This window comes from Roseomonas chloroacetimidivorans, assembly GCF_049629625.1.
GTDB classification, from domain to species: Bacteria; Pseudomonadota; Alphaproteobacteria; order Acetobacterales; family Acetobacteraceae; genus Roseomonas; species Roseomonas chloroacetimidivorans.
The window spans coordinates 153,832-173,596 of sequence record NZ_JBNBZS010000013.1 but is presented as its reverse complement, the minus strand read 5'-3'; the positions used below and the strand labels follow the sequence as shown (position 1 = coordinate 173,596).

At 66.6% G+C, this 19,765-nt stretch carries 19 protein-coding genes and 1 pseudogene; 12 read left to right on the top strand and 8 right to left on the bottom strand.

Features of this window, described 5'->3' with window-relative positions:
- Positions 1-887: 887 nt before the first annotated feature.
- Positions 888-1,694 carry an IS5 family transposase gene (locus tag ACO1BU_RS12510; RefSeq protein ID WP_424136283.1) on the bottom strand — a complete coding sequence of 269 codons (807 nt, stop codon included), beginning with the start codon at positions 1,692-1,694 and terminating at the stop codon, positions 888-890.
- 48 nt (positions 1,695-1,742) lie between these two features.
- Positions 1,743-1,832, bottom strand: a pseudogene (locus ACO1BU_RS12505) (LysR family transcriptional regulator); the annotation flags it as partial.
- Positions 1,833-2,483: 651 nt separating this feature from the next.
- On the opposite strand from ACO1BU_RS12505, the gene rsgA reads away from it, so the two are divergent.
- Complete coding sequence (gene rsgA, locus ACO1BU_RS12500; RefSeq protein WP_424136274.1) at positions 2,484-3,557, top strand: ribosome small subunit-dependent GTPase A; 1,074 nt, start codon at positions 2,484-2,486, stop codon at positions 3,555-3,557.
- Positions 3,558-3,663: 106 nt separating this feature from the next.
- Here rsgA and ACO1BU_RS12495 read toward each other — a convergent pair whose 3' ends face one another.
- Positions 3,664-4,803: a methyltransferase gene (locus ACO1BU_RS12495; RefSeq protein WP_424136273.1), complete on the bottom strand. Its 1,140-nt coding sequence runs from the start codon at positions 4,801-4,803 to the stop codon at positions 3,664-3,666.
- Between the two features lie 257 nt (positions 4,804-5,060).
- Entirely contained in the window at positions 5,061-5,453 is a 393-nt protein-coding gene (locus tag ACO1BU_RS12490; protein WP_424136272.1) for a hypothetical protein, read from the bottom strand.
- A 213-nt stretch (positions 5,454-5,666) separates the two neighbouring features.
- Here ACO1BU_RS12490 and bdcA point away from each other — a divergent pair, with 213 nt between their 5' ends.
- A complete protein-coding gene (bdcA, locus tag ACO1BU_RS12485) occupies positions 5,667-6,380 on the top strand; it encodes an SDR family oxidoreductase (RefSeq protein WP_424136271.1) in 714 nt (237 codons plus the stop codon).
- A 378-nt stretch (positions 6,381-6,758) separates the two neighbouring features.
- Here bdcA and ACO1BU_RS12480 read toward each other — a convergent pair whose 3' ends face one another.
- The gene (locus ACO1BU_RS12480) at positions 6,759-7,379 is read right to left on the bottom strand and encodes a TetR/AcrR family transcriptional regulator (protein ID WP_424136270.1); all 621 of its coding nucleotides are present in this window, start codon (positions 7,377-7,379) and stop codon (positions 6,759-6,761) included.
- Between the two features lie 97 nt (positions 7,380-7,476).
- On the opposite strand from ACO1BU_RS12480, the gene ACO1BU_RS12475 reads away from it, so the two are divergent.
- A complete protein-coding gene (locus tag ACO1BU_RS12475; RefSeq protein ID WP_424136269.1) occupies positions 7,477-8,886 on the top strand; it encodes an amidase in 1,410 nt (469 codons plus the stop codon).
- Positions 8,887-9,065: 179 nt separating this feature from the next.
- Here ACO1BU_RS12475 and ACO1BU_RS12470 read toward each other — a convergent pair whose 3' ends face one another.
- Positions 9,066-9,545: a VOC family protein gene (locus ACO1BU_RS12470; protein ID WP_424136268.1), complete on the bottom strand. Its 480-nt coding sequence runs from the start codon at positions 9,543-9,545 to the stop codon at positions 9,066-9,068.
- Between the two features lie 409 nt (positions 9,546-9,954).
- Here ACO1BU_RS12470 and ACO1BU_RS12465 point away from each other — a divergent pair, with 409 nt between their 5' ends.
- Together ACO1BU_RS12465 and ACO1BU_RS12460 are read left to right on the top strand one after the other, a co-directional pair.
- Positions 9,955-10,137: a hypothetical protein gene (locus ACO1BU_RS12465; protein WP_424136267.1), complete on the top strand. Its 183-nt coding sequence runs from the start codon at positions 9,955-9,957 to the stop codon at positions 10,135-10,137.
- A gap of 113 nt (positions 10,138-10,250) precedes the next feature.
- Positions 10,251-10,757: a phytanoyl-CoA dioxygenase family protein gene (locus tag ACO1BU_RS12460; RefSeq protein ID WP_424136266.1), complete on the top strand. Its 507-nt coding sequence runs from the start codon at positions 10,251-10,253 to the stop codon at positions 10,755-10,757.
- A gap of 177 nt (positions 10,758-10,934) precedes the next feature.
- Here the strand turns inward: ACO1BU_RS12460 and ACO1BU_RS12455 are convergent, their stop codons facing one another.
- Positions 10,935-12,296, bottom strand: coding sequence for an aminotransferase-like domain-containing protein (locus ACO1BU_RS12455; RefSeq protein ID WP_424136265.1), 1,362 nt, complete (start codon positions 12,294-12,296; stop codon positions 10,935-10,937).
- 93 nt (positions 12,297-12,389) lie between these two features.
- Here ACO1BU_RS12455 and ACO1BU_RS12450 point away from each other — a divergent pair, with 93 nt between their 5' ends.
- The 7 genes from ACO1BU_RS12450 to ACO1BU_RS12420 all read left to right on the top strand — a co-directional run bounded on the left by ACO1BU_RS12450 (position 12,390) and on the right by ACO1BU_RS12420 (position 18,785).
- The gene (locus ACO1BU_RS12450) at positions 12,390-12,602 is read left to right on the top strand and encodes a DUF1127 domain-containing protein (RefSeq protein ID WP_424136264.1); all 213 of its coding nucleotides are present in this window, start codon (positions 12,390-12,392) and stop codon (positions 12,600-12,602) included.
- Between the two features lie 120 nt (positions 12,603-12,722).
- Entirely contained in the window at positions 12,723-13,370 is a 648-nt protein-coding gene (locus tag ACO1BU_RS12445; RefSeq protein ID WP_424136263.1) for a LysE family translocator, read from the top strand.
- A 985-nt stretch (positions 13,371-14,355) separates the two neighbouring features.
- On the top strand, positions 14,356-15,081 hold the full coding sequence (locus tag ACO1BU_RS12440) for a haloacid dehalogenase type II (RefSeq protein WP_424136262.1): 726 nt from the start codon (positions 14,356-14,358) through the stop codon (positions 15,079-15,081).
- Positions 15,068-16,258 (top strand): CaiB/BaiF CoA transferase family protein, encoded by a 1,191-nt coding sequence (locus ACO1BU_RS12435; RefSeq protein WP_424136261.1) that lies wholly within the window; start codon positions 15,068-15,070, stop codon positions 16,256-16,258. The genes ACO1BU_RS12440 and ACO1BU_RS12435 overlap by 14 nt, the downstream gene beginning before the upstream one ends.
- On the top strand, positions 16,255-17,304 hold the full coding sequence (locus ACO1BU_RS12430) for a zinc-dependent alcohol dehydrogenase family protein (RefSeq protein ID WP_424136260.1): 1,050 nt from the start codon (positions 16,255-16,257) through the stop codon (positions 17,302-17,304). The genes ACO1BU_RS12435 and ACO1BU_RS12430 overlap by 4 nt, the downstream gene beginning before the upstream one ends.
- Positions 17,305-17,334: 30 nt before the next feature.
- Entirely contained in the window at positions 17,335-17,781 is a 447-nt protein-coding gene (locus tag ACO1BU_RS12425) for a PaaI family thioesterase (protein WP_424136259.1), read from the top strand.
- 41 nt (positions 17,782-17,822) lie between these two features.
- Positions 17,823-18,785 carry a Bug family tripartite tricarboxylate transporter substrate binding protein gene (locus ACO1BU_RS12420; RefSeq protein WP_424136258.1) on the top strand — a complete coding sequence of 321 codons (963 nt, stop codon included), beginning with the start codon at positions 17,823-17,825 and terminating at the stop codon, positions 18,783-18,785.
- A gap of 50 nt (positions 18,786-18,835) precedes the next feature.
- Here the strand turns inward: ACO1BU_RS12420 and ACO1BU_RS12415 are convergent, their stop codons facing one another.
- Complete coding sequence (locus ACO1BU_RS12415) at positions 18,836-19,741, bottom strand: LysR family transcriptional regulator (RefSeq protein ID WP_424136257.1); 906 nt, start codon at positions 19,739-19,741, stop codon at positions 18,836-18,838.
- Between the last annotated feature and the right edge of the window lie 24 nt (positions 19,742-19,765).

The following is a 19,765-nucleotide window of genomic DNA, read 5'->3' as shown; positions in this document are numbered from 1 at the left end:
TGCCCGCGGGCAGGGCCGATATAGGGCATGCCGGACACCGCGATGGCGGCGCTTCCGGCAAGCAGGTGGCGGCGGGTCGGGGTCATCAATTGATCCTCGATCAGGTTGACCTCCGTGCGCCTGGTGAGCGTCGTCCCTTGCTTCTTGGGCGCGCCCCCATTTTGCGGGGGCACGCCGCGATCTGAGCTCCGGCGGCTTACCGCCGCCCGCTTTGGCCTAACATCGGGCAGATGGACGCGATTGGCGAGGGCTTTCTCCATTACCGCCGCCCAGCCCGCCGTCAGGCTGCGACCACCTTCCAGCCGGTCCGCGTCCAGCGCTTACCGCCGACTGTGTCGCGGAGGCCAGGCGGGACGGCGAGATTCGGTTTGTGGGGAAGATCCCCAATTCACCGGCAGCTCCCGACGAGTTGGTGGCCAGGCTCGGGCGGGGTGGTCGAACGCTGCGCTCTGTCTATGAGCCCGGCGCGGGCGGTTATGGGGTCTACCGGCACCCTCGCGACCGTGGCCACGATTGCCTGATGGTCGCGCCGAGCCTGATCCCGCGTAAGTCTGGCGAGCGGATCAGGACCGACCGGCGGGACGCGACGGCGCTTGCGCGGCTCCATCGTGCCCGCGAGTCGACCCCGGTCTGGGTGCCCGACCCGGAGCACGGTCCGAAGCACTGCTTCGGACAGGAGGGACCTAGTCAGGACATGTGCGGAAATGGTGGAGGCGCTCTGCAAGGCACGGCAGCGGCAGACTGGGTTCCTGCTCCGGCACTGGCGGAGCTATGACGGTAAGCGCTGGACCTGGCCGCGTCGCAAGTGGCTGATGAACCAGCCTTCCCGTATTCCGCCCGGCACGTGGCGTGGAAGGAATGCCTTGATTTCTAGGCTGCCGCCTCATTCAGGTGAGCCAAAAACAAGCGGTTGCGACGAGAGCGATGGCGGACAGGAAGTTCCTGGCGAGGCGGTCATAGCGCGTCGCGATGCGACGCCAGTCTTTCATGCGTCCGAGCATGCGCTCGATGACGTTGCGGCCCCGATAGGCGCGGCGGTTCAGCGGGTGGGGCATGCGGCGGGCGTAGGTGGAGGGGATGACCACCTCGGTGCCCTGGGCCTCCAGCGGCTTGCGGAGGTGATCGGCATCGTAGGCTTCATCGGCGAGTACACTGCGCGGCGGTGCGATGCCGTCAAGCAGGCAGGCAGCGACGCTGATATCGGCGACGTTGCCGGGCGTCACGATGAAGACGAGTGGTTTGCCTTCAGCATTGGCCACAGCGTGGATCTTGCTGCTCTCGAACTCGCGCCCGTTCTCCTCGAATTCCCAGGCGTAAAGACCCCCAGAGCTCGGCAGGCGGAAGTTGATGCAAGTGTGGTTCACCGGCTCCTTGGGATGCGCGGGTTTGGTGCGGCCTTCGAGGTAGGACAGGGCGTCAACCACGGCGAGGCAGAAACCGGGTCCGATCCTCGCCGAGATCATGTCCTTGGCGAGGTGCTCCCCCATCCGCACCCCGGCGGCGAAGCGGTCTGTAACGATGTCGGTGAGCCCGTTGTCGAGGAAGAGTTCGCCCTTGATGCCGGGGTAGTGCGGCAGGCAGTTCCTGAGCTTGGGCCAGAGAACATACTCGATCGCGTAATCAGCCGCGGAGATGCGGATGGTACCGGCGGGCTTGTCTCGGAGTTCGCCGACCGCCTCGACCTGAGCCTCGATCTTGTCAAGTTGCGGCCCAATTCCCCCGAGTAGCCGTTCTCCCGCCTCGGTGAGGGAGACTGCGCGCGTCGTCCGCGCCAGAAGCCTGACGCCGAGCCTCGCCTCGAGATGCCGAATGGTGTGGCTCAGGGCGGACTGCGAAACGCCGAGCTAGACCGGCGCCTTCGTGAAGCGTCGCTCCCGAGCCACCGCCACGAAAGCCAGGAGGTCGCTGATGTTCTCACGGAGCATGTGAGGCTTCCTCGTCCGGCAGTCATGTCAGCGTAGCGGACGAGTTGGTTCGCGCGCAGTTGGGGGTTTCCGTGAGTTCCCGATGTGCCGTCCTGGGCCTTAGGTACGACCGGGGCGCATTTCGCGCTTGCCAAAGCAAGCGGCTGCGCAACGAGAGCGGACGGCACGGTTCGGATCGGGATCCTCCATGTGAGGCTGGCGTCCAAGGATAGCGTCAGGATCCGCCCGATCACGGAATGACCGCTTTCGGAAAGGTGGACTCAGTGGTCTGATGATTAACACGGGCGCTCGGCGGAATGGCGGCTTTCAAGCTACCGGCGGAGTAAAGCTGCCTATCGCCTGTTCGGGCAGCGCCACGAGTGGTGATGCTCAGGCGACCGACGGGACTATTCTCCAGCGGGACGGTGCCAATCCCTTAACAAGGCATGGCGGCGCGCCATCGTTGGCGCGATACACCGCTGCCCCCGCAGTGTTGGGCCAATAGCCTCGCAGCTGGTCACAGCCAAAATTGATCGGTTCGCCGTCCCGTCAATGCTAGAGTGCCCACCCCATGTGAGAGTGCCGCCTTTGATCGAGCAGTATGGCTGGTCGGATGCGCTGCAGCTGGCCTTTGAGCCGCATGCGCGCGCCGGCCACCGTCCCGGGCGTATCATCATCCAGCAGCGCGAAGCGCATCTGGTGGTCACGGATGGCGGCAACCTGAACGCCAGACTCTCCGGTCGCCTGCGCCATGAGGCTCGGGAGGCGGGCCATCCGGTCGCCGGCGACTGGGTGGCCCTGTCGGCCAAGGCCGGCGAAGGGACAGCCACCATCCGTGCCATCCTGCCCCGCCGCACCGCCTTCGTGCGCCGGGCGGCCGACAGCGTGCAGACGCTGCAGGTCATCGCCGCCAATATCGATGTCGTCTTCGTTGTCACCTCGATGAACGCCGACCTCAACCCGCGCCGGCTTGAGCGCTTCCTCGCGGCGGCCTGGCAGAGTGGTGCGCGGCCGGTGGTGGTGCTGACCAAGGCCGATCTGTGCGAGCAACCCGAGGATCAGGCCGCCGAGATAGCCTCCCTGGCGGCGGGCTGCCCGGTGCTCGTCGTTTCGGCGCGCGAGGGGCTCGGCCTGGGCGGCCTGAAGGATCACATCTCGCCGGGCGAGACCTGTGTGCTGATCGGCTCATCGGGCGTCGGTAAATCCACCCTGGTGAATGCCCTGCTGGGCGAGGAGCGGATGGCGACACAGGACATCCGCGCCGCCGATGCCCGGGGGCGTCACACCACCAGCCATCGCCAACTCGTCCTGCTCCCTGGCGGAGGGCTGATCCTCGACACACCCGGCATACGCGAAGTGGGCCTGATCGACGCGGATGAGGGTCTCAGCACGGTCTTCGACGACATAGAACAACTGGCCCGGAATTGCCGGTTCCGCGACTGCGGGCACAGCAGCGAACCGGGCTGTGCGGTACGCGCCGCGCTGGACGAAGGCCTTCTCGACGCCGGTCGCTGGGCGCATTTCCAGAAGCTGAGCCGGGAACTGGCGGCCTTGGGGGTGACGAAAGACCGGATGGCGGAGGAGGTCGAACGCCGCCGGCAGGCGATGGCGCAGAGGGTGTACCGGTCGGCGAAGAAGGACCTGCGTTCGTAAGCCCTGTCAGCGGCCGGTGCATAGGAGCCCGGGCGCACCGCGCAAAGAAGCCGATGTTGCCCACCCACGCCCGGTCCATTCCGCCGCAGCGACGCGCTCGCTGTCCTCAGGGTCGCGCCGCACCCAGGCGCCAGAGCGAGGTTGTCTCCTGAAGCCGTGCGGCGTGCAGCGGATCATTGGCGTCGAAGGCTTTGCCATGTCGCGGCCGGGTGTCGAGCCGCTCGATGACCATCAGGCCGGCTGCCTCGATCATGCCCAGCAACTGGTCGCGGCTGCGCAGGCCGAGATGTTCCGCAAGGTCGGAAAGGATCAGCCAACCTTCTCCGCCCGGCAATAAATGCGCCGCCAATCCATCCAGGAAGCCGCGCAGCATGCGGCTATCCGGATCATACACCGCCTGCTCAAGGGTCGAGGACGCCTTACCCGGCAGCCAGGGCGGATTGCATACCGCCAGGGCGGCGCGTCCCGGCGGGAACAGGTCGGCCTCCTGCACCATGACCTGCCCGGAGAGGCCCAGCCGCTCGATATTCGCGCGTGCGCAGGCCAGGGCGCGCGGCGACAGGTCGGAGGCGATGACCGTCGGCACGCCATGCCGGGCCAGCACGGCTGCCAGTACGCCGGTGCCGGTGCCGATGTCGAAGGCAGTCCCGCCCATCGGCAATGGCGCGCGCGCGACCAGATCGACGTATTCACCGCGGATGGGCGAGAACACGCCGAAGTCCGGGTGGATCGTCGCGCCACCCAGGGCCGCGATCGGCACGCCCTTGCGATGCCATTCATAGGCACCAACCATGCCCTGCAGCTCGCGCAGCGATACCACGGCGTCGCCCTCGGGCATGTCGACCGCATGATGCAAGGCCGCCCGCACATCCGGGGCACGCCGCAAGGGAATAGCCTGGGCAGCGTCGAGCGGGATCAGCACCATGCCCAGGATGCGCGCGCGATGCGCTTGGCCTTGCCGGTAGCGGTTGAAGCGCTCACGCATAGGCATGTCGTCGGGCAGGCGGCTGCGTGCCGCGCGCTTGTCCAGGCGACGCGCCAGCGCCGTGAGCAGTTGCCGGGCATTTTGGAAGTCACCGCGCCACAGCAGCCCGACGCCCTCGCAGGCCAGACGGAAGGCATCGTCAGCGCGCACCGTGTCATCGACAGCTTCGATGCGGCGAGGAGGGAGGGCACCCGATCCAGACAGCCAGGCCACGTCATGGGCGGCAGTGCCTTCGGTCCATTCCAGGCGGGGCACACTCATAGGCACTGCAGCGCGCGCACGGCGCACAAGGAGACAAAAGGGGGCATCAGCGGCATCTCTCGCATGGGAAACCGTATCTAACGCGATCCGCCCGACGCCACAGCGGATCATGGCCCTGAGCCGGGGCGGATTCTCCCGGAACGGGGGAAAAAGCCGAACCAGGGTGATATGGGTTGTGAGCCGGAAGGCGAGAGGAGGGACACCCCGCACCGATTCGGAAAGCCCGCTCTTCTGCAGGCCGCCCGGCAAAGCGGCCATTAGCCCACGGGCCAGACCTCATCAGCAATGCGACAGCTCAAGTTGCTTGGATGGCTCGGGGAGGAACTCAAGCACGGAGCGCCTGTGCGATAACCCAGGGCAGCGAAGCGAGCGGTGGCAAGAAGGCGGTGCACGTCATGGCCGGAACGGGCCATGGTGGAGAGGCCGACCATGAGGATGACGACGTAGTCAGTCATTTGCTCTGCGGCCTCCGGGTGAGTGGCGGCGACGAAGCGGCGGATGGCGTTCTCGGCAGCGGCGGTGAGGGCGCGGGCGGCCTCCCGCGCCTCGGGATCGTTGCAGCGGGTACCCTCAATGGTGAGGCAGCCGGCGGCGGCCGAGCCGGGGTTTGCGGGGTCCAATGCGTAGCGGCGGGCGGCTTCCTCCAGCACAGCGCCGAGGGCTTGGGTGAGGTCGGCGACGCTGAGCGCATCATAGCTGCGGGGTGGAAGAGGCGCTGTGCGGTGGCGACGGCCTGCTCGGGGTCGAAGCGGCGGGGGCGGCCACGGGGCGCGGTGTATTTGTAGGCATCAATACAAAATGCCTTGACGGGGCCCTTCCTGATCTTAATGTAGCGTACGCTACGTTAATTCAAGGAGGGCCACATGGCCGGTTTTCAGGGTAAGTCGGTTCTGGTGCTCGGCGGCAGTCGGGGGATCGGGGCAGCGATCGTGCGCCGCTTCGCCAGGGAAGGGGCGGCGGTGACTTTCACCTATGCCGGATCGCGCGAGGCGGCCGAGCAACTGGCCCGCGAGACAGGAAGCACGGCGGTGGTCACGGACAGCGCGGACCGCGACGCGGTGATTGCGCGGGTGCGAGAAAGCGGGCCGCTGGACCTGCTGGTGGTGAATGCCGGCGTGGCCATGATGGGCGACCCGCTGGAGCTGGAGGCGGACGCGGTGGACCGGATGATCCGCATCAACGTGAACGCGCCCTACCACGCGGCTGTGGAGGCGGCACGGCGGATGCCAGAGGGCGGGCGGATTGTGGTGATCGGTTCCAATGTCGGCGATCACGTGGGATTTCCCGGCATCGCAGCCTATGCGCTAACGAAGTCGGCGGTGCAGGGGCTCGTGCGCGGGCTGGCGCGGGACTTCGGGCCGCGCGGCATTACGGTGAACGCGGTGCAGCCGGGGCCTGTGGACACGGACATGAACCCTGCTGACGGGCCGCTGAAGGACATCGTTTACGGGAAGATGGCGATCCAGCGGCACGGGCGGCCTGATGAGATCGCGGGGATGGTGGCCTGGCTCGCGGGGCCGGAGGCGAGTTTCGTAACAGGCGCCATGCACACTATCGACGGCGGCTTCGCCGCCTGATCGGACCGTGCGGGCTGCCCAGGGCACCGGCCTCCCGTACGGTTCCGACGTCGATAACCACTGCTGGAGGGTGGGATAGCAGGTCTGCGAGCCAGTCACGGGTGACGGTTGGCGGAACCACCTTATAGGTGAAGGCAAGACGGGAGGCATTTGAATCGCACCAGGAGAGAACGGAGGGCTTCACGCTGCGACAATGGCAGGTGCGGAGCCTCCGTCCCCAAAGGCGCCTGCAAGAAGGCGCCGCGATGCTGATGTTGTGTTGACGATACCGTTCCCGTCTGGGATGGGCACGGATGGCCGGAAGCGGAATGTCCGTTTCCAGGCAGAGCGCCAGGGAGAGCGGATATCGGTGGCGGACATAGCCGGCCCCATCGACCCTCAGTGAGGACACTTGTCGGCTGAGGGATGTGTCTTTTCATCTGGCAGGAGACCAGCCGCGCGGTAGCCGTCGATCAGCGCATCGAACAGCGCGATGTCCGATCGGCTCCTTGCTATGAGTTGCGCGCCAGCGACGGCGGCGTAGATAGCGCGGGCCCGCTGCTCGCTCCCGGCCGCGTCAACCAAGCCTGCGGCAACCAAGACCCGGCTCAACCACGCCACATGCGCATCCTTGAAGGCCTGCACTTCCTTCCTCACCTCCTCCGGCAGGTCGTCATACTCAGCCGCCATGAAGCTGCAGAGACACAGGCGGTTCTCGCTCGCCAGCGACCTGCGAAACACCTCCGGATAGCGGTGCAGGCAATGCAGTGGGTCCGAGCTCTCCTCCAGCATGGCCTCTAGCTCGGCCGCCGAATCTTCCCAGTAGCGTCGCGTGACTGCCGCACCGAGATCGGCCTTGCTCGGGAAGTAGTAATAGATGCTGGCGCCCTTGATGCCGACGTCTGCCGCCAGGTCCCGGAAGTTCAAGCCGCCATAGCCATGCGCCTGCGCCGCCTTGCGAGCCGCCGTCAGGATGGCCTCCCGCGCATTCGTGCCTGGCTCACTGCCCCGCTGTTTCATTGCCCTCAAGCCTCTATCTGTCACTTGGTAGATAAGGGTTGACGGCCCCGATTGGAAGTCCTAGCTGTCATCTATCAAGTGGCAGGTAGGTAAAACCATGAACTCCGATATGATCTATTCCGACGCGACCAAGCTGGCCGAACTGATCCGCACCCGGCGGGTGTCGCCGGTCGAGGTCGTGCAGGCACACCTCGATCGCATCGAGACCCTGAACCCCAAAATCAACGCGATTGTCACGGTTGCAGAGAGTGCCACCAAAGCCGCGAAGGCCGCGGAAGCAGCGGTGATGGCGGGTGAGAATCTCGGCCCGCTGCATGGTGTCCCCTTCACGGTGAAGGATTCCATCGACACCGCTGGCGTGCTGACCCAACGCGGCTCGCCGATCTTCAAAGGGCGCCTTCCCGATGCCGACGCGACCAGTGTGGCGCGCATGAAGAAGGCGGGCGGGATCCTGCTCGCGAAGACGAACCTGCCGGAATTCTCCTACTGGATCGAGAGCGACAATCTGCTGAGCGGAAGGTCGAACAACCCTTGGGATCTCGAGCGCACGCCGGGCGGGTCGAGCGGCGGTGAGTCGGCCGCCATCGCCGCAGGCATGTCACCGATCGGGCTGGGCACCGACCTAGCCATCTCGGTGCGCGGACCGGCGGCGCAGACCGGCATTGTCTCCCTTAAGGCGACGCATGGGCGCGTGCCGATGACGGGCATCTGGCCCCGCGCGCCACGCCGCTTCTGGCATGTCGGCCCAATGGCGCGATCGGTGCGCGACCTAGCGCTCGCCTTCTCGGAACTGGCAGGACCGGACGGCCAGGATGCCTTTGCCACCAGTACCGCCGCCTTCGATGCCGGGATCAGCCGCTCGCCCGATCGCGCACTCCGGGTGGGGTGGCTGGTCGAGCCCGGCTTCGGGCCGATCGACCCTGAAGTTGCCGCTACGGTGCAGGCAGCGGCTGAGGCCTTGAAGGACCTTGGCTGCTTCGTGGAGCCGGTGCGCATCCCGGCTCTGGAGCGCGACTTCGCCCTCGACGTGTTCAACCGCCTGCATGTGATGGAGATGAAGCCCGCCTTTGCGGCAGCAACCGCCGGACACGGCGAGGATGAGCTCTATAAGATGGCCAAGACCATGCTCTCGCTGCCCGACACATCCATGAAAGACTACATCGACGCCGAGCAGGCGGCCGAGCGGTTGCGGGATGGCTTTGCGGACTACTTCTCACGCTATGATGCGCTGATCACCCCGGTCCTGCCGCTACCAGCCCACAAGCATGGCCAGACGGAGTTCACGATCAACGGCCAGACCGTGGACGCCATCTATCTCCAGGGTGCGACCGTGCCGCTCAACGTGACCGGATTGCCGGGCCTGTCGATGCGGTTCGGCACGAGCAAGAAAGGGCTGCCGATCAGCGTGCAGCTCGTCGGCAAGTGGCTGGCGGAGTCCACGATCCTGCACCTCGCGTCCCTGCTGGAGGAGGTGAGCCCGGTCCGAGATCGCCATCCGGACATCTGACGCCGGGCTAGAAACCGGTGGCGGGTTGTTGAATGGTGCTCCTGATTGTGCAGCCACAAGTCGGTCGGTGAGGTGCCTTTTGGGATCCGCCAGACCCGGCGCAGGGCAGGAGTGGCCGGAAGTGGAACGGCCACTCTTGAGAAACGGAGGAAGTTGCAGCTGCCGGTGAAAGCGGTTCGTTATCCTGCCGCAGCTGCACGCTCCAAGGCAGCAACATCCAGCTTAACCATACCCTGCATGGCCAGAAACGCGCGGGCCGAAACCGCGGGATCAGGGTGAGCAAGGAGTCGCGGTAGTACTTCGGGCACAATCTGCCATGGCACTCCCCAGCGGTCGCGGAGCCATCCGCACGCGATCTCCGATCCATTGTTCGCGGTCAGCGCCGCCCATAAGCGGTCAACCTCTGCCTGATCCGCGCACTCTACCGAAATCGACGCGGCCGTCCCGTAATCGGCAGGCCTGCCGCCGTTAAGCGCTTGGTAATTTTGCCCGTTCAACTTGAACCTAACCAGGATGACGTCGCCAACCTCTCCGCCAGGCCAGGGCCCAGGCGAATGTTGGATGTGTTCTATTTCGGAGCCGGGAATGAGGGAGACGTAGAAGCGGACCGCCTCTTCAACATCTTTGCCAAACCACAGGCAGGTGCTGACGTTTGACACGCGATCACCTCATCAACGAAGAGCCAGGCTAGCCTGGAATTCGGTCATCAATGGCGTTCCAAGAATGCCCGACCCTCATCCTGCGCTCAAGCGCTACGATGGCCGATCGGATTCGCTACTGCCTCTGAGAGGCCATTCGAGGAAGCGAAATGGCAGCTCTGGGCGCTGTGCCGAAGGTCGAAGCTGGTCGGGTGGGGGATGGCGGCTTCGGACGGTGGTGTGCAGAAGCGGGCGTTCTTTTTCGAATTGCGCCTGCCAAGCTGATGCGCATGATGAGCGCGGTCTTTTTCCGACGCTGAGACATGCCGTCGCTTCGCAAGGTGCGGGGCTGCACTTGGCTATCTCTGGAAGAACTCTGTCGGAACGCCTGCACTGCAGGCGTGCTCGCCCTCGACCTGCGGACCTTTTCATGCCCTTCGATAAGTTGACGCGTCGCGCCCTGCGCGAGGCGGATATCGAGCACTTCATGCAGAATGGCTTCGTGCGGATCGATGACGCTTTTCCCGGGGACTCGCCGACAGGGCGCGCGCGCTGCTGTGGCGCGACACCGGCTGCGACCCGCATGATCTGTCTACCTGGACGAAGCCAGTGATCCGTCTGGGCATGTGCACGCAGGCGCCATTCGTTAAGGCAGCCAACACCCCCATTCTCCACACCGCCTTCGACCAGCTCGTCGGGGAAGGGTGATGGCAGCCATGCAGGGCCATGGGGACCTTCCCTGTGCGCCTCCCCTCCGCGGACGACCCGGGCGACGCGGGTTGGCACATCGACATGAGCTTCGGCTGGGACAAAGCCTACTTCATGGATTGGCGTGCCAATGTCCACTCGAAGGGCCGTGCGCTGCTGATGCTGTTCCTGTTCTCTGATGTCGGAGAGGATGACGCATCGACCCGCATCCGTGCAGGGTCCCACCTTGATATCGCACGTATGCTGTCCCCGGCCGGGGAGGCAGGCCTCACGACGCGCGAAATCATTGCCCATCTGCCAGGGACGTCGCACCGGCAGGAGGTGCTCGCCACGGGGGCGGCAGGAACCGTCTATCTGTGCCATCCCTTCCTCGTCCACGCTGCCCAGCCCCACCGCGGAACCCGCCCGCGCTTCCTGGCACAACCGCCGCTCCTGCTCTTGGCGCCGTTGCGGATCGAAGGGGAGAAGGGGAAGCTCTCTCCCGTCGAGGTTGCGATCCGGTTGGCCCTGGCTGAAGCGCTCTGAGTGCTGGGCCGGGCTTGCTGCCGGGCCGCTTTCCCTGCTCCGGCAGAGGCCGACCACCGCGGACTGCTCATCGGCAAGCGGCACGCAAGGCGCGCATTCCGGGAGGCCACTGAGCCGAGTTGGGCTTCGCCCAGCAGCCAAGGCTCTGCCTGAGGTAATGAGACGTGGTGACTCGCGCTACCCAACCGCGCCGGCGTCCGGTCCTGCGAGAGCGGTTTCGAGCAGTGTTTCCAGCGCGGGCCGGAGGGCGGCCTGCTCCGGCGCGGCAAGGGCCAGGCGCACCGCGTTCGGCGCGTGGCCGGGGGCTGCGGCGAACTCGGCCGCGGGCGAGACGGCGATGCCGCGCCGGGCAGCGGCCGCGACGAAGGTCTCCGCGCGCCAGGGCTCGGGAAGCTCTAGCCAGAGATGATAGGCGCGGGAATCGCCGCGCAGGACGAGGCCACCATCGCCCAGGATCTGCCGCGCCAGGGCGTTGCGGCGGATCGCTTCCTCGCGCTTGGCAAGGACAAGGGCCTCGACGGTGCCGTCCTCCATCCACAGCGTGCCCGCGGCGAGGTCGAAGCCCTGCGCGGCCCAGCCGCCCAGGCGGAGCGCGGAGGCGATGCGCGGGCGGAGTGCGGGCGGGGCAGAGAGAAAGCCCAGCGTCATGCCGGGCGCCACGCGCTTGGAGAGACTGTCCACCACCACCGCCCGCTCCGGCGCGTGGGCGGCCACCGGTGGCGGCGCGTCGGCGGAGAGGAAGCCGTACACGGAATCCTCGACAACCAGGATGTCCAGTGCGCGGCAGAGCTCGGCCACTTCGCGCCGACGGGAGGCCGGCATGGCCGCGCCGAGCGGGTTGTGAAGATCGGGCTGCAGATAGAGCAGCCGAAGGGGGTGCGCGGCGTGGGCGGCCGCGAGAGCATCGGGGCGCAGGCCCTGATCGTCCATGGCCAGGGGCACGGGCTTGAGCCCCAGGCGCAGGGCGATGCCCTTAGCCAGGGGATAAGTCATCGCCTCCAAGCCTAGGGATTCGCCAGGCGCGATAAGCGCGGTGAAGCAGGCCGAGAGGGCCTGCTGTCCCCGGCCGGCGAAGAGGATGCTCTCCGGCACCGGAGCCCAGTCTCGACGGGCCATCAGCCGGGCGGTCGCCTCGCGCGCGGCGGGATCGCCCGCCACGGCGACGCGGGAGAGCATGGGTTGCAGGGCTTCTGCGGAGGCAAGTCGGGCGAGCCCCGGGCCGAGGAGCGCACCCTGGTCAGGCAGGACGCAGAAATTGAGCTCCAGGTCCACGATCCCACCCCGGTCGGTCTCCCGCCCCGGCAGGCGGGGCAGGGAGGCCGGCGCACGAAGGAAGGTGCCCCGGCCGACCTCGCCGACGGCCACGCCACGGCGGACCAGCTCCGCGTAGACGCGGCTGGCGGTCGACGGCGCGATGCCCTGGCCATGAGCGTAGTCGCGGCTGGTCGGAAGGCGGTCGCCGGGCTTTCGACGACCCGCCGCGAGATCTTCGGCGAGGCTGCGGGCGAGGCGATCGGCCAGGGCGCGGAAGTCGGACATGGAAAATATTGTACCGATAGCAATTCTCGAATTGAAGCAGATTTCGCGCGCATGGCAGAAGGCAATCCGACCGCAATTCGAGGCAATTAAAAGATGATCGGAGCAATAGAGTGGAACGCTCGGATCAATTCTGCAGTCCGCAGCCCGGTCTCCCGTGCACTCGCGCTGCTCCTCCTGTGGCATCGACGCGCTGCGACCCGCCGCACATTGAGTGAGCTACCGCCAGAGCGCCTGCGTGACATCGGTCTGACGAAAATGGACGCGGCCCTCGAGGCGTCGCGGCCATTCTGGCGAGGACAGCTCTAGCAGCAGCGGCGAAGCACGTCCGGCGCGAGTCCTCCGACAGCAGGCCGTGCCCAGCACACCGGGGCGCTGCCGCGGGTCTTATTCAACCCCAGCATTCACAGTCAGTGAGGCAAACCTTCCATGCTCCCGCCGGCGGGCCAGTATGTGATCTTCCTCTCCATCGTGACCGTGATCGTGGTCACCCCAGGACCCAATCTCTTTCTCCTTCTCGGCACTGCTCCGGGTGCCGGCAGACAGATCGGCGTTGCGGCAACGCTTGGAATCTGCGCCGCGATCCTGTCCCACGCGGCACTGGCCTTGGTGGGGGTTGGTGCCATCATCGCCACCTCGGCCATCCTGTTCACCGCACTTAAGGTGATCGGCGCCTTCTACCTGATCTGGATGGGGATCAGATCGCTCCTGTCTCTTCGCAGATCTGGAGGGTTGACCATTACAGCCGGGGGCGGACGCTCGGCTCCGTCGATTTCGGAGGCATTTGTCAGGGGCTACCTAACCAATATCCTGAATCCGAAGCCGGCCATCTTCTACGTCGCGGTCTTCCCCCAGTTCCTCGTGCCGCACCCGACCGGCTTCTACGCGCGAGGCGCGGCCCTGGCGCTGACCCACGCCGCTGTCGCAATGCTCTTCTACGGCTGCGTTGTCCTTGCGATGTCTGGCCTGACAAGGGTTCTGCTTCGTCCCGCAGTATCGCGCGTTGTGAAGTCGCTGTCTGGCCTGGCACTCATCCTGCTGGGCGGGCGTCTCCTGATGACGCGTGCGCCGACCTGACGTTGAGTTAAGGCGGGCACCTTATGGCAGTTGTCAGCCTTGATGCAGCGCTTGGGGCAGAAGATTGGCGAGGAGTGCCGCATGGGTTCCGGCGATGCCGCCGCCACGGGCGCTCAGCGAATTAGCTGCCCTCCGGAAGTCGAGCAGCAGGAGAAACTGCTGAGATGGATACTGAGCTGGGCGGGGATCGTGGGTAAAGGCCGCCCAAGCAACTGGTGCCGTATTCGGGGGCATCACCAGGGTTAGCAGGCCAGGCGGACGGCGCACTGGCTCGCACTCGAGATGGAAACGCTCCGGGCCGAGGAGGTCACCAAACATCAGGGCCTGCGCCTCACGATAGATCCGGCGCTGACTTGGCCGGAGGAAATGCGGGCAGTGTGATAAACGCGCCCGCGCCATGCCGCTCGCGCTTGCTGGCCAGGAGAACGGGTTCGCCGCGCGTCCAGGCCACCAACGGCCCGGCACACAGCCTATGGCAGGGCGAGAACCCGCCAAGACGTGGTGCCGGGGGACGTCACCAGTTCAGTCATGTCGCCCTCCAGGAGCCACCAACTTTATTGGTCATCTACTGGAGTATGCAGGCAGACCGCGAGGATCAAGTAGGAGGAAGAGAAGGCCCCAGAAGACCGGACCTGTTGGAACCACCCATCCGGTCACGTGAAGGCAGGCCAGAACATCGTCAAAATTTCCGTGCGTCCGTAAGATGATACGCCAAGGTACGGCTGAAAAAGGCCTGTCTGCTTCTGAAGACCGATCTGAAGAAAGCAGCCACTACGCGACGGCGCTTGCCGTTCTTCTCGGGAAGGCATGCGGCCCACCAAATCCTTGCTCCCTGACTCGGGGCAATAGGAGTTTGTCAATCATGCGGTGGCGCTTAGTCGGGCTTTAACTATCACCACGCTCAATAACGCCAGTCGATTTATCCATTTCACGAGGTGTCCAAGCTCCTGCATGGTCCTGCCACGGAACAGCCAGGAGCGGAAAAATGACCGATGTCGCGGCGCTGAGGAGCCGGATCAAGATCTGCATGTTCGACCAGTACGGCACGGTCGTGGATATGCAGGGCGGGCTGCGCGAGGCGGCGACGCCCTACCTCCAGTCTAAAGGGTGGACGGGCGATCCGAACTCCTTCGTCACCTGGTGGCGCCGCACCCATTTCGAGAACTCTATGATCGACGCGCTGCTCCACCGCGAGCACATGCGCTACCGCGACATCGGCCACCTCTCGGTGGACCAGGTGCTGAACCGCGCTGGCATCGAGCACAGCCAGAAGGAGGTGGAGACTCTTGTCTCCCACATCGAGCGGCTGAAGTGCTTTCCCGAGGTGCCGGAGGCACTCGCGCGCCTGCACCGGGATTTCAAACTCGTCGTCCTGTCCAATGGCGATCCCGATATGCTGGAGGAGGCGAAGAAGCACCACGGCATTCCGTTCGACCGAGTGATCTCCGTGGCGGCCGCGGGTGCCTTCAAGCCACATGTCTCGACATACACCAAGGCTGCGGAAATCTGCGGCGTGGCGATGGACGAAATCCTCTTCGTCGCGAACCACGAGTTTGACTGTGTCGGCGCCAAGGCGGCGGGCATGCGCGCCGCCTTCATCGACCGCCGCCGGCGCCCCTTCGCTAAGTGGCCCTATCAGCCCGACCTGATCGTCGGCAGCATGACCGAACTTGCCGACCTGCTGGTGGACCGGGCCGATGCGGTGGCCTGAGGCGAACGGCCCAGCTCCGCTGGGCGGGGTGAGGGTGCTTGACCTCACCCGCGTCGTCTCCGGGCCCTTCTGCACCATGCTGCTCGGTGACCTCGGGGCCGATGTGGTCAAGGTGGAGGAGCCGGGAAGCGGCGACGAAAGTCGCCGCTTCGGACCACCGTTCCAGGGCGGCGAGAGCAGCTACTTTCTCTCGGTCAACCGCAATAAGCGCAGCATCGCCCTGGACCTCAAGAGTGGGGAGGGACGCGGGACGGCCCTCGCGCTCGCGGCCCAGACCGATGTCGTGGTGGAGAACTTCCGTCCCGGCACGCTGGAGCGGCTGGGTCTGGGTTGGGAGGCGCTGAGCGCGGCCAACCCCAGGCTGGTTCTCTGCTCCATCACCGGCTTCGGTGGCGAGGGACCGGACGCGCAGCGCCCTGGCTACGACCTGATCATCCAGGGCGAGAGCGGGCTGATGGGCATAACGGGCCTGCCGGACGGGCCGCCCACCAAGGTGGGCACCTCGGTCGCGGACCTCGTCACCGGGCTCTACGCGTCCCAGGCGGTGCTGGCAGCGCTCCGGCGGCGCGACGCGGCGGGCAAGGGCGGTCGGGTCGAGGTGTCCATGCTCGACGCCCTGGCCTCGCTCCTGACGTTCAACGCCGGCATCTACTTCACCACGGGCCGCAGCCCAGCCCGGCGCGGCAACGCGCACGCGACCATCGCGCCCTACGAGACCTTCGAGGCCTCCGACGGCTGGATCAACATCGCCGTCGCGAACGACAAGTTCTGGCGGCTCTTCTGCGCCGCGGTCGAGTGCCAAGCATTGGAGGCAGATCCCCGGTTCGCGACGGCACCGGATCGGGTGACCAACCGAGAAGCCCTTATCGGCGCGCTTGCGCCGATGATTCGCGCGCATCCGAGGCAGCACTGGCTGTCCCTGCTCTCGGCGGCGGGCGTCCCCTGCGGTCTTATCCGCACCGTGGGTGAGGTCTGCGAGGCACCACAGCTGCTGGAGCGCGGTATGGTTGCAACGGTGGAACACCCGGCCGCTGGCCCGGTGCGCTACATCGCCTCGCCCGCGCGCTTTGATGGCCAACCACTTCCCCCGGCCGCGCCGCCGCCTCTGCTCGGGCAGCACGCGGCGGACATCCTGGCTGACTGGCTCGGCCATGCCCGGCAGGAGGCGGCGGAATGAGGGCGGTCTACTTCCTGGGCGATCGCCGCCTGGAGATCCGGGATGTGCCGGACCCAACTCCGGGCCCGGGAGAGGTCATCCTCGAGATCAAGGCGTCTGGCATGTGCGGGAGCGACCTGAAATATTACCGCGCGAAGGACGGTGCTGATTCCATCGGCCTCGGCCGCCCCTCGGACCAGCCGGTCATCGCGGGGCATGAGCCCTGCGGGGTTGTTGCCGCCCTTGGGCAAGGCGTCTCGAGCCCCGTGGCGCGGATCGGCGCACGGGTGATGAACCATCACTACGCCGGTTGTGGATGCTGCTCGCCCTGCCGCAGCGGGTGGACGCAGATGTGCGATGACGGGTCCACCACCTTCGGGGCCAACGGGGATGGCGCCCATGCGAAGTACATGAAGGTTCCGGCGGAATCGCTTATTCCCTTGCCGGATGCTCTCTCCTTCCGTGCAGGCGCAGCCATCTCCTGCGGTACGGGAACAGCCTGGGGCGGGCTGGACCGCCTCGGCCTGCGCGGCTCCGAGACCATCGCCATCTTCGGCCAGGGACCGGTGGGGCTCAGCGGCACCCGGCTTGCCTCGGCCATGGGCGCCCGTGTCATCGCCCTCGACATCGATCCGGGCCGCCTCGCCCGCGCTGCCGAGTTCGGGGCGGACGCCACGATCGACGCCCGGCGGAACGATGTCGTGGAAGCAATCCGCGATCTGACCGGCGGGCAGGGCGCCGATTGCACCATGGACTGCACGGGAGCGGCAGAGGCGCGCTCCGCGGCCATCCGTTCCGCGCGGAAATGGGGCCGTGTCGTCTTCCTCGGGGAAGGCGGGCACGTCACGATTGACGTCAGCAACGAGATGAACCGAAAGCAGCTTTCTATCTTCGGAAGCTGGACGTTCAGCCGGAACGGCCAGGCGGATTGCGCCCGCTTCGTCGCGGAGCGGGGCCTCGATGTGGACAGCCTCTTCACCCACGAATGGCCCTTGGAGCAGGCGGAGGAGGCCTACCGGCTCTTCGACACCCAGACCACGGGGAAGGGCCTCCTTGTCCCCAGCTGATCCGAATCCCAGCCCAAAGGGTCCAATGCCATGAGCGGACGACATGCCGCGCCCGGTGCTGCAGCGCGCCTTGCCTTCGAGCGCGCCGCGGCGAGCGACCGGCAGGTTTTTGGCGACTTCTTCATCAGCCGCTTCCTCGGCCTGGAGATCGAGCGCACGCCCGACGCTTGCACTGTTGCCTTCGAGGCAGAGGACTTCCTGACCAACCCGCAGGGAACGCTGCACGGCGGGATCATCGCGACGGCCCTCGACATCGCCATGGGGCATCACCTGGAGCACCGCTTCGGAGCGGGTGCCACCCTGGAGTTCAAAGTGCAGTTCCTCGGCGCTGTGCGGGGCGGGCGGGTGACGTGCCGGGGCGAGATGCTGCGGGCGGGGCGCAGCATCTGCTTCCTGCGCGCCGAGGCCCGCGACGCGTCCGGCGAGACGGTCGCCCATGCCACCTCGACCTGGAAACTCCTGCCGAAGAAGCCTTAGCGGCCGCGGCAGGCCGAAGCAGTAACAACGGAGGAACGTCGATGAAGATCCTTTCCTTGGCTGCCCTGGCGGCCAGCCTGTTGGCGCTGGCCGTGCCGGCGCGCGCCAACTGGCCTGACCGCCCGGTACGCATCGTGGTTCCCTACGGCCCGGGCGGCGGCGTTGATTCCTTCGCCAGACCGATCGCGCAGCGCCTGACCGAGCAGACTGGCCAGAGCTTCGTGATCGACAACCGCGCCGGAGCGGGCGGCACGATCGGCGTCCTCAACGCGGCGCGCTCCGCACCGGATGGCTACACCCTGCTCGCGGGTGGCGTGCATCAGCCGATGTCCGAGGCCCTGTACCCGCAGCGCGGCTACCGCATCGACACCGACTTCATCCCGATCGGCATCACCGCCGTGGTCCCCAACGTGCTGGTGGTGAACCCGGGCGCGGGGCTGACGGATCTGCCCACCCTGTTGCGTCGAGCCCGGGAGAAGCCCGGTGAGCTGACCTACTGCTCATCAGGAAATGGCACGTCACAGCACATCATCGCCGAAATCTTCCTCCGGGAGACAGGGCTCCGGATCGTTCATGTGCCCTATCGCAGCACCGCGCCGGCGATGAACGATCTGGTCGCCGGCGTCTGCCCGATGATGTTCGACGGCATGGGAACCTCCGCCTCGCAGCTCGCCGGTGGACGGCTTCGCGCCCTGGCCCTGACCAGCGCGCGCCGGTCGCCCCTATTTCCGGAAATCCCGACCATGAAGGAGGCAGGCGGCCCCGATATGGACGCGGGCACCTGGTATGCCCTCTGGGCACCGGCCGGAACACCACCCACCATCGTCGAGCGCCTTCGGGCGGAGGTACGGCGCGCCGTCGCGGCGCCGGATACGGCGCGACTGTGGGCGCAGCAGGGCGCCGAGCCGGGCAATGTCCCGGACGAGCGGCTGGACGCCTTCGTGCGGGAGGAGACGGCCCGCTGGACGGGCGAGGTGAAGGCCTTGGGACTACGGGCCGAGTAGCCCAGCTGGCGCCGGGAGGCATTTCCTCCCGAAGGACCGGGAGGGTCAGTTCAGATGGTGCGGCAGAGCGCGGTGATCGTCTCGCGGAGCCAGAGATGCGCCGCGCTGCCGTCGTAGCGGCGGTGCCAGTACAGGTGCCAGTCAAAGGGCACGGACTGGAACGGCAGGGGACGCGCGACAATCCCCCCATCGCCCGTGAACAGGTCCGCCATCTTGCGGGAGACCACCGCCAGCAGGTCTGTCCCGGCCAGGGTACGTGGCACCAGCAGCCAGTGCGGCACGGTCAGCACCACCCGCCGCTGCAGGCCCTGCTCCACAAGCACGTTGTCGACGAAGCGCGTGTCCGTTGGGCTCATGGCTACGCGCATATGCGGGTGGCCGAGGAAGCGCTCCAGGCTCAGTCGGCCCTTGGCCAGCGGGTGGCTGGCGCTCATGACGCAGCACATCCGGTCCTGGAACAGGGGGGCAGAGCGGATCAGCCGGGAGGTGTCCAGCGCCATGCTGAGGGCGAGGTCAAGCGTGTCAGCCTCCAGCGCCTTCAGGGTGTCCTCCGGCGAGGTGTGCAGGACCTCCAGGCTGACCGCCGGTGCCGCGTCCCGCAGGTGGGCGGTGATCCGGGGCAGGGCGAGGTAGCCGACCAGGTCCGACATCCGCAGGGTGAAGTGGCGGTCCGAGGCCCGAGGATCAAAGGTGAGGTCGGTCACCAGCAGGCGTTCCGCCTGGCGCAGGATCACCTCCACGGACTGGCCGAGTTCAAGGGCCCGGGGGGTCGGCTCCATCCGGCCAGCCGCCCGGATGAAGAGCTCGTCCTGGAAGAGGTGGCGCAGGCGCGAGAGCGCGTTGCTAACCGCCGGCTGGCTCATGCCGATTCGGGCGGCCGCCCGGCTCACGTGGCGCTCAGCCATGAGGGCGTCGAAGATGACCAGGAGGTTCAGGTCCACGGTACGAAGGTTCATCGCCAACCATTCATGCCTCGAATA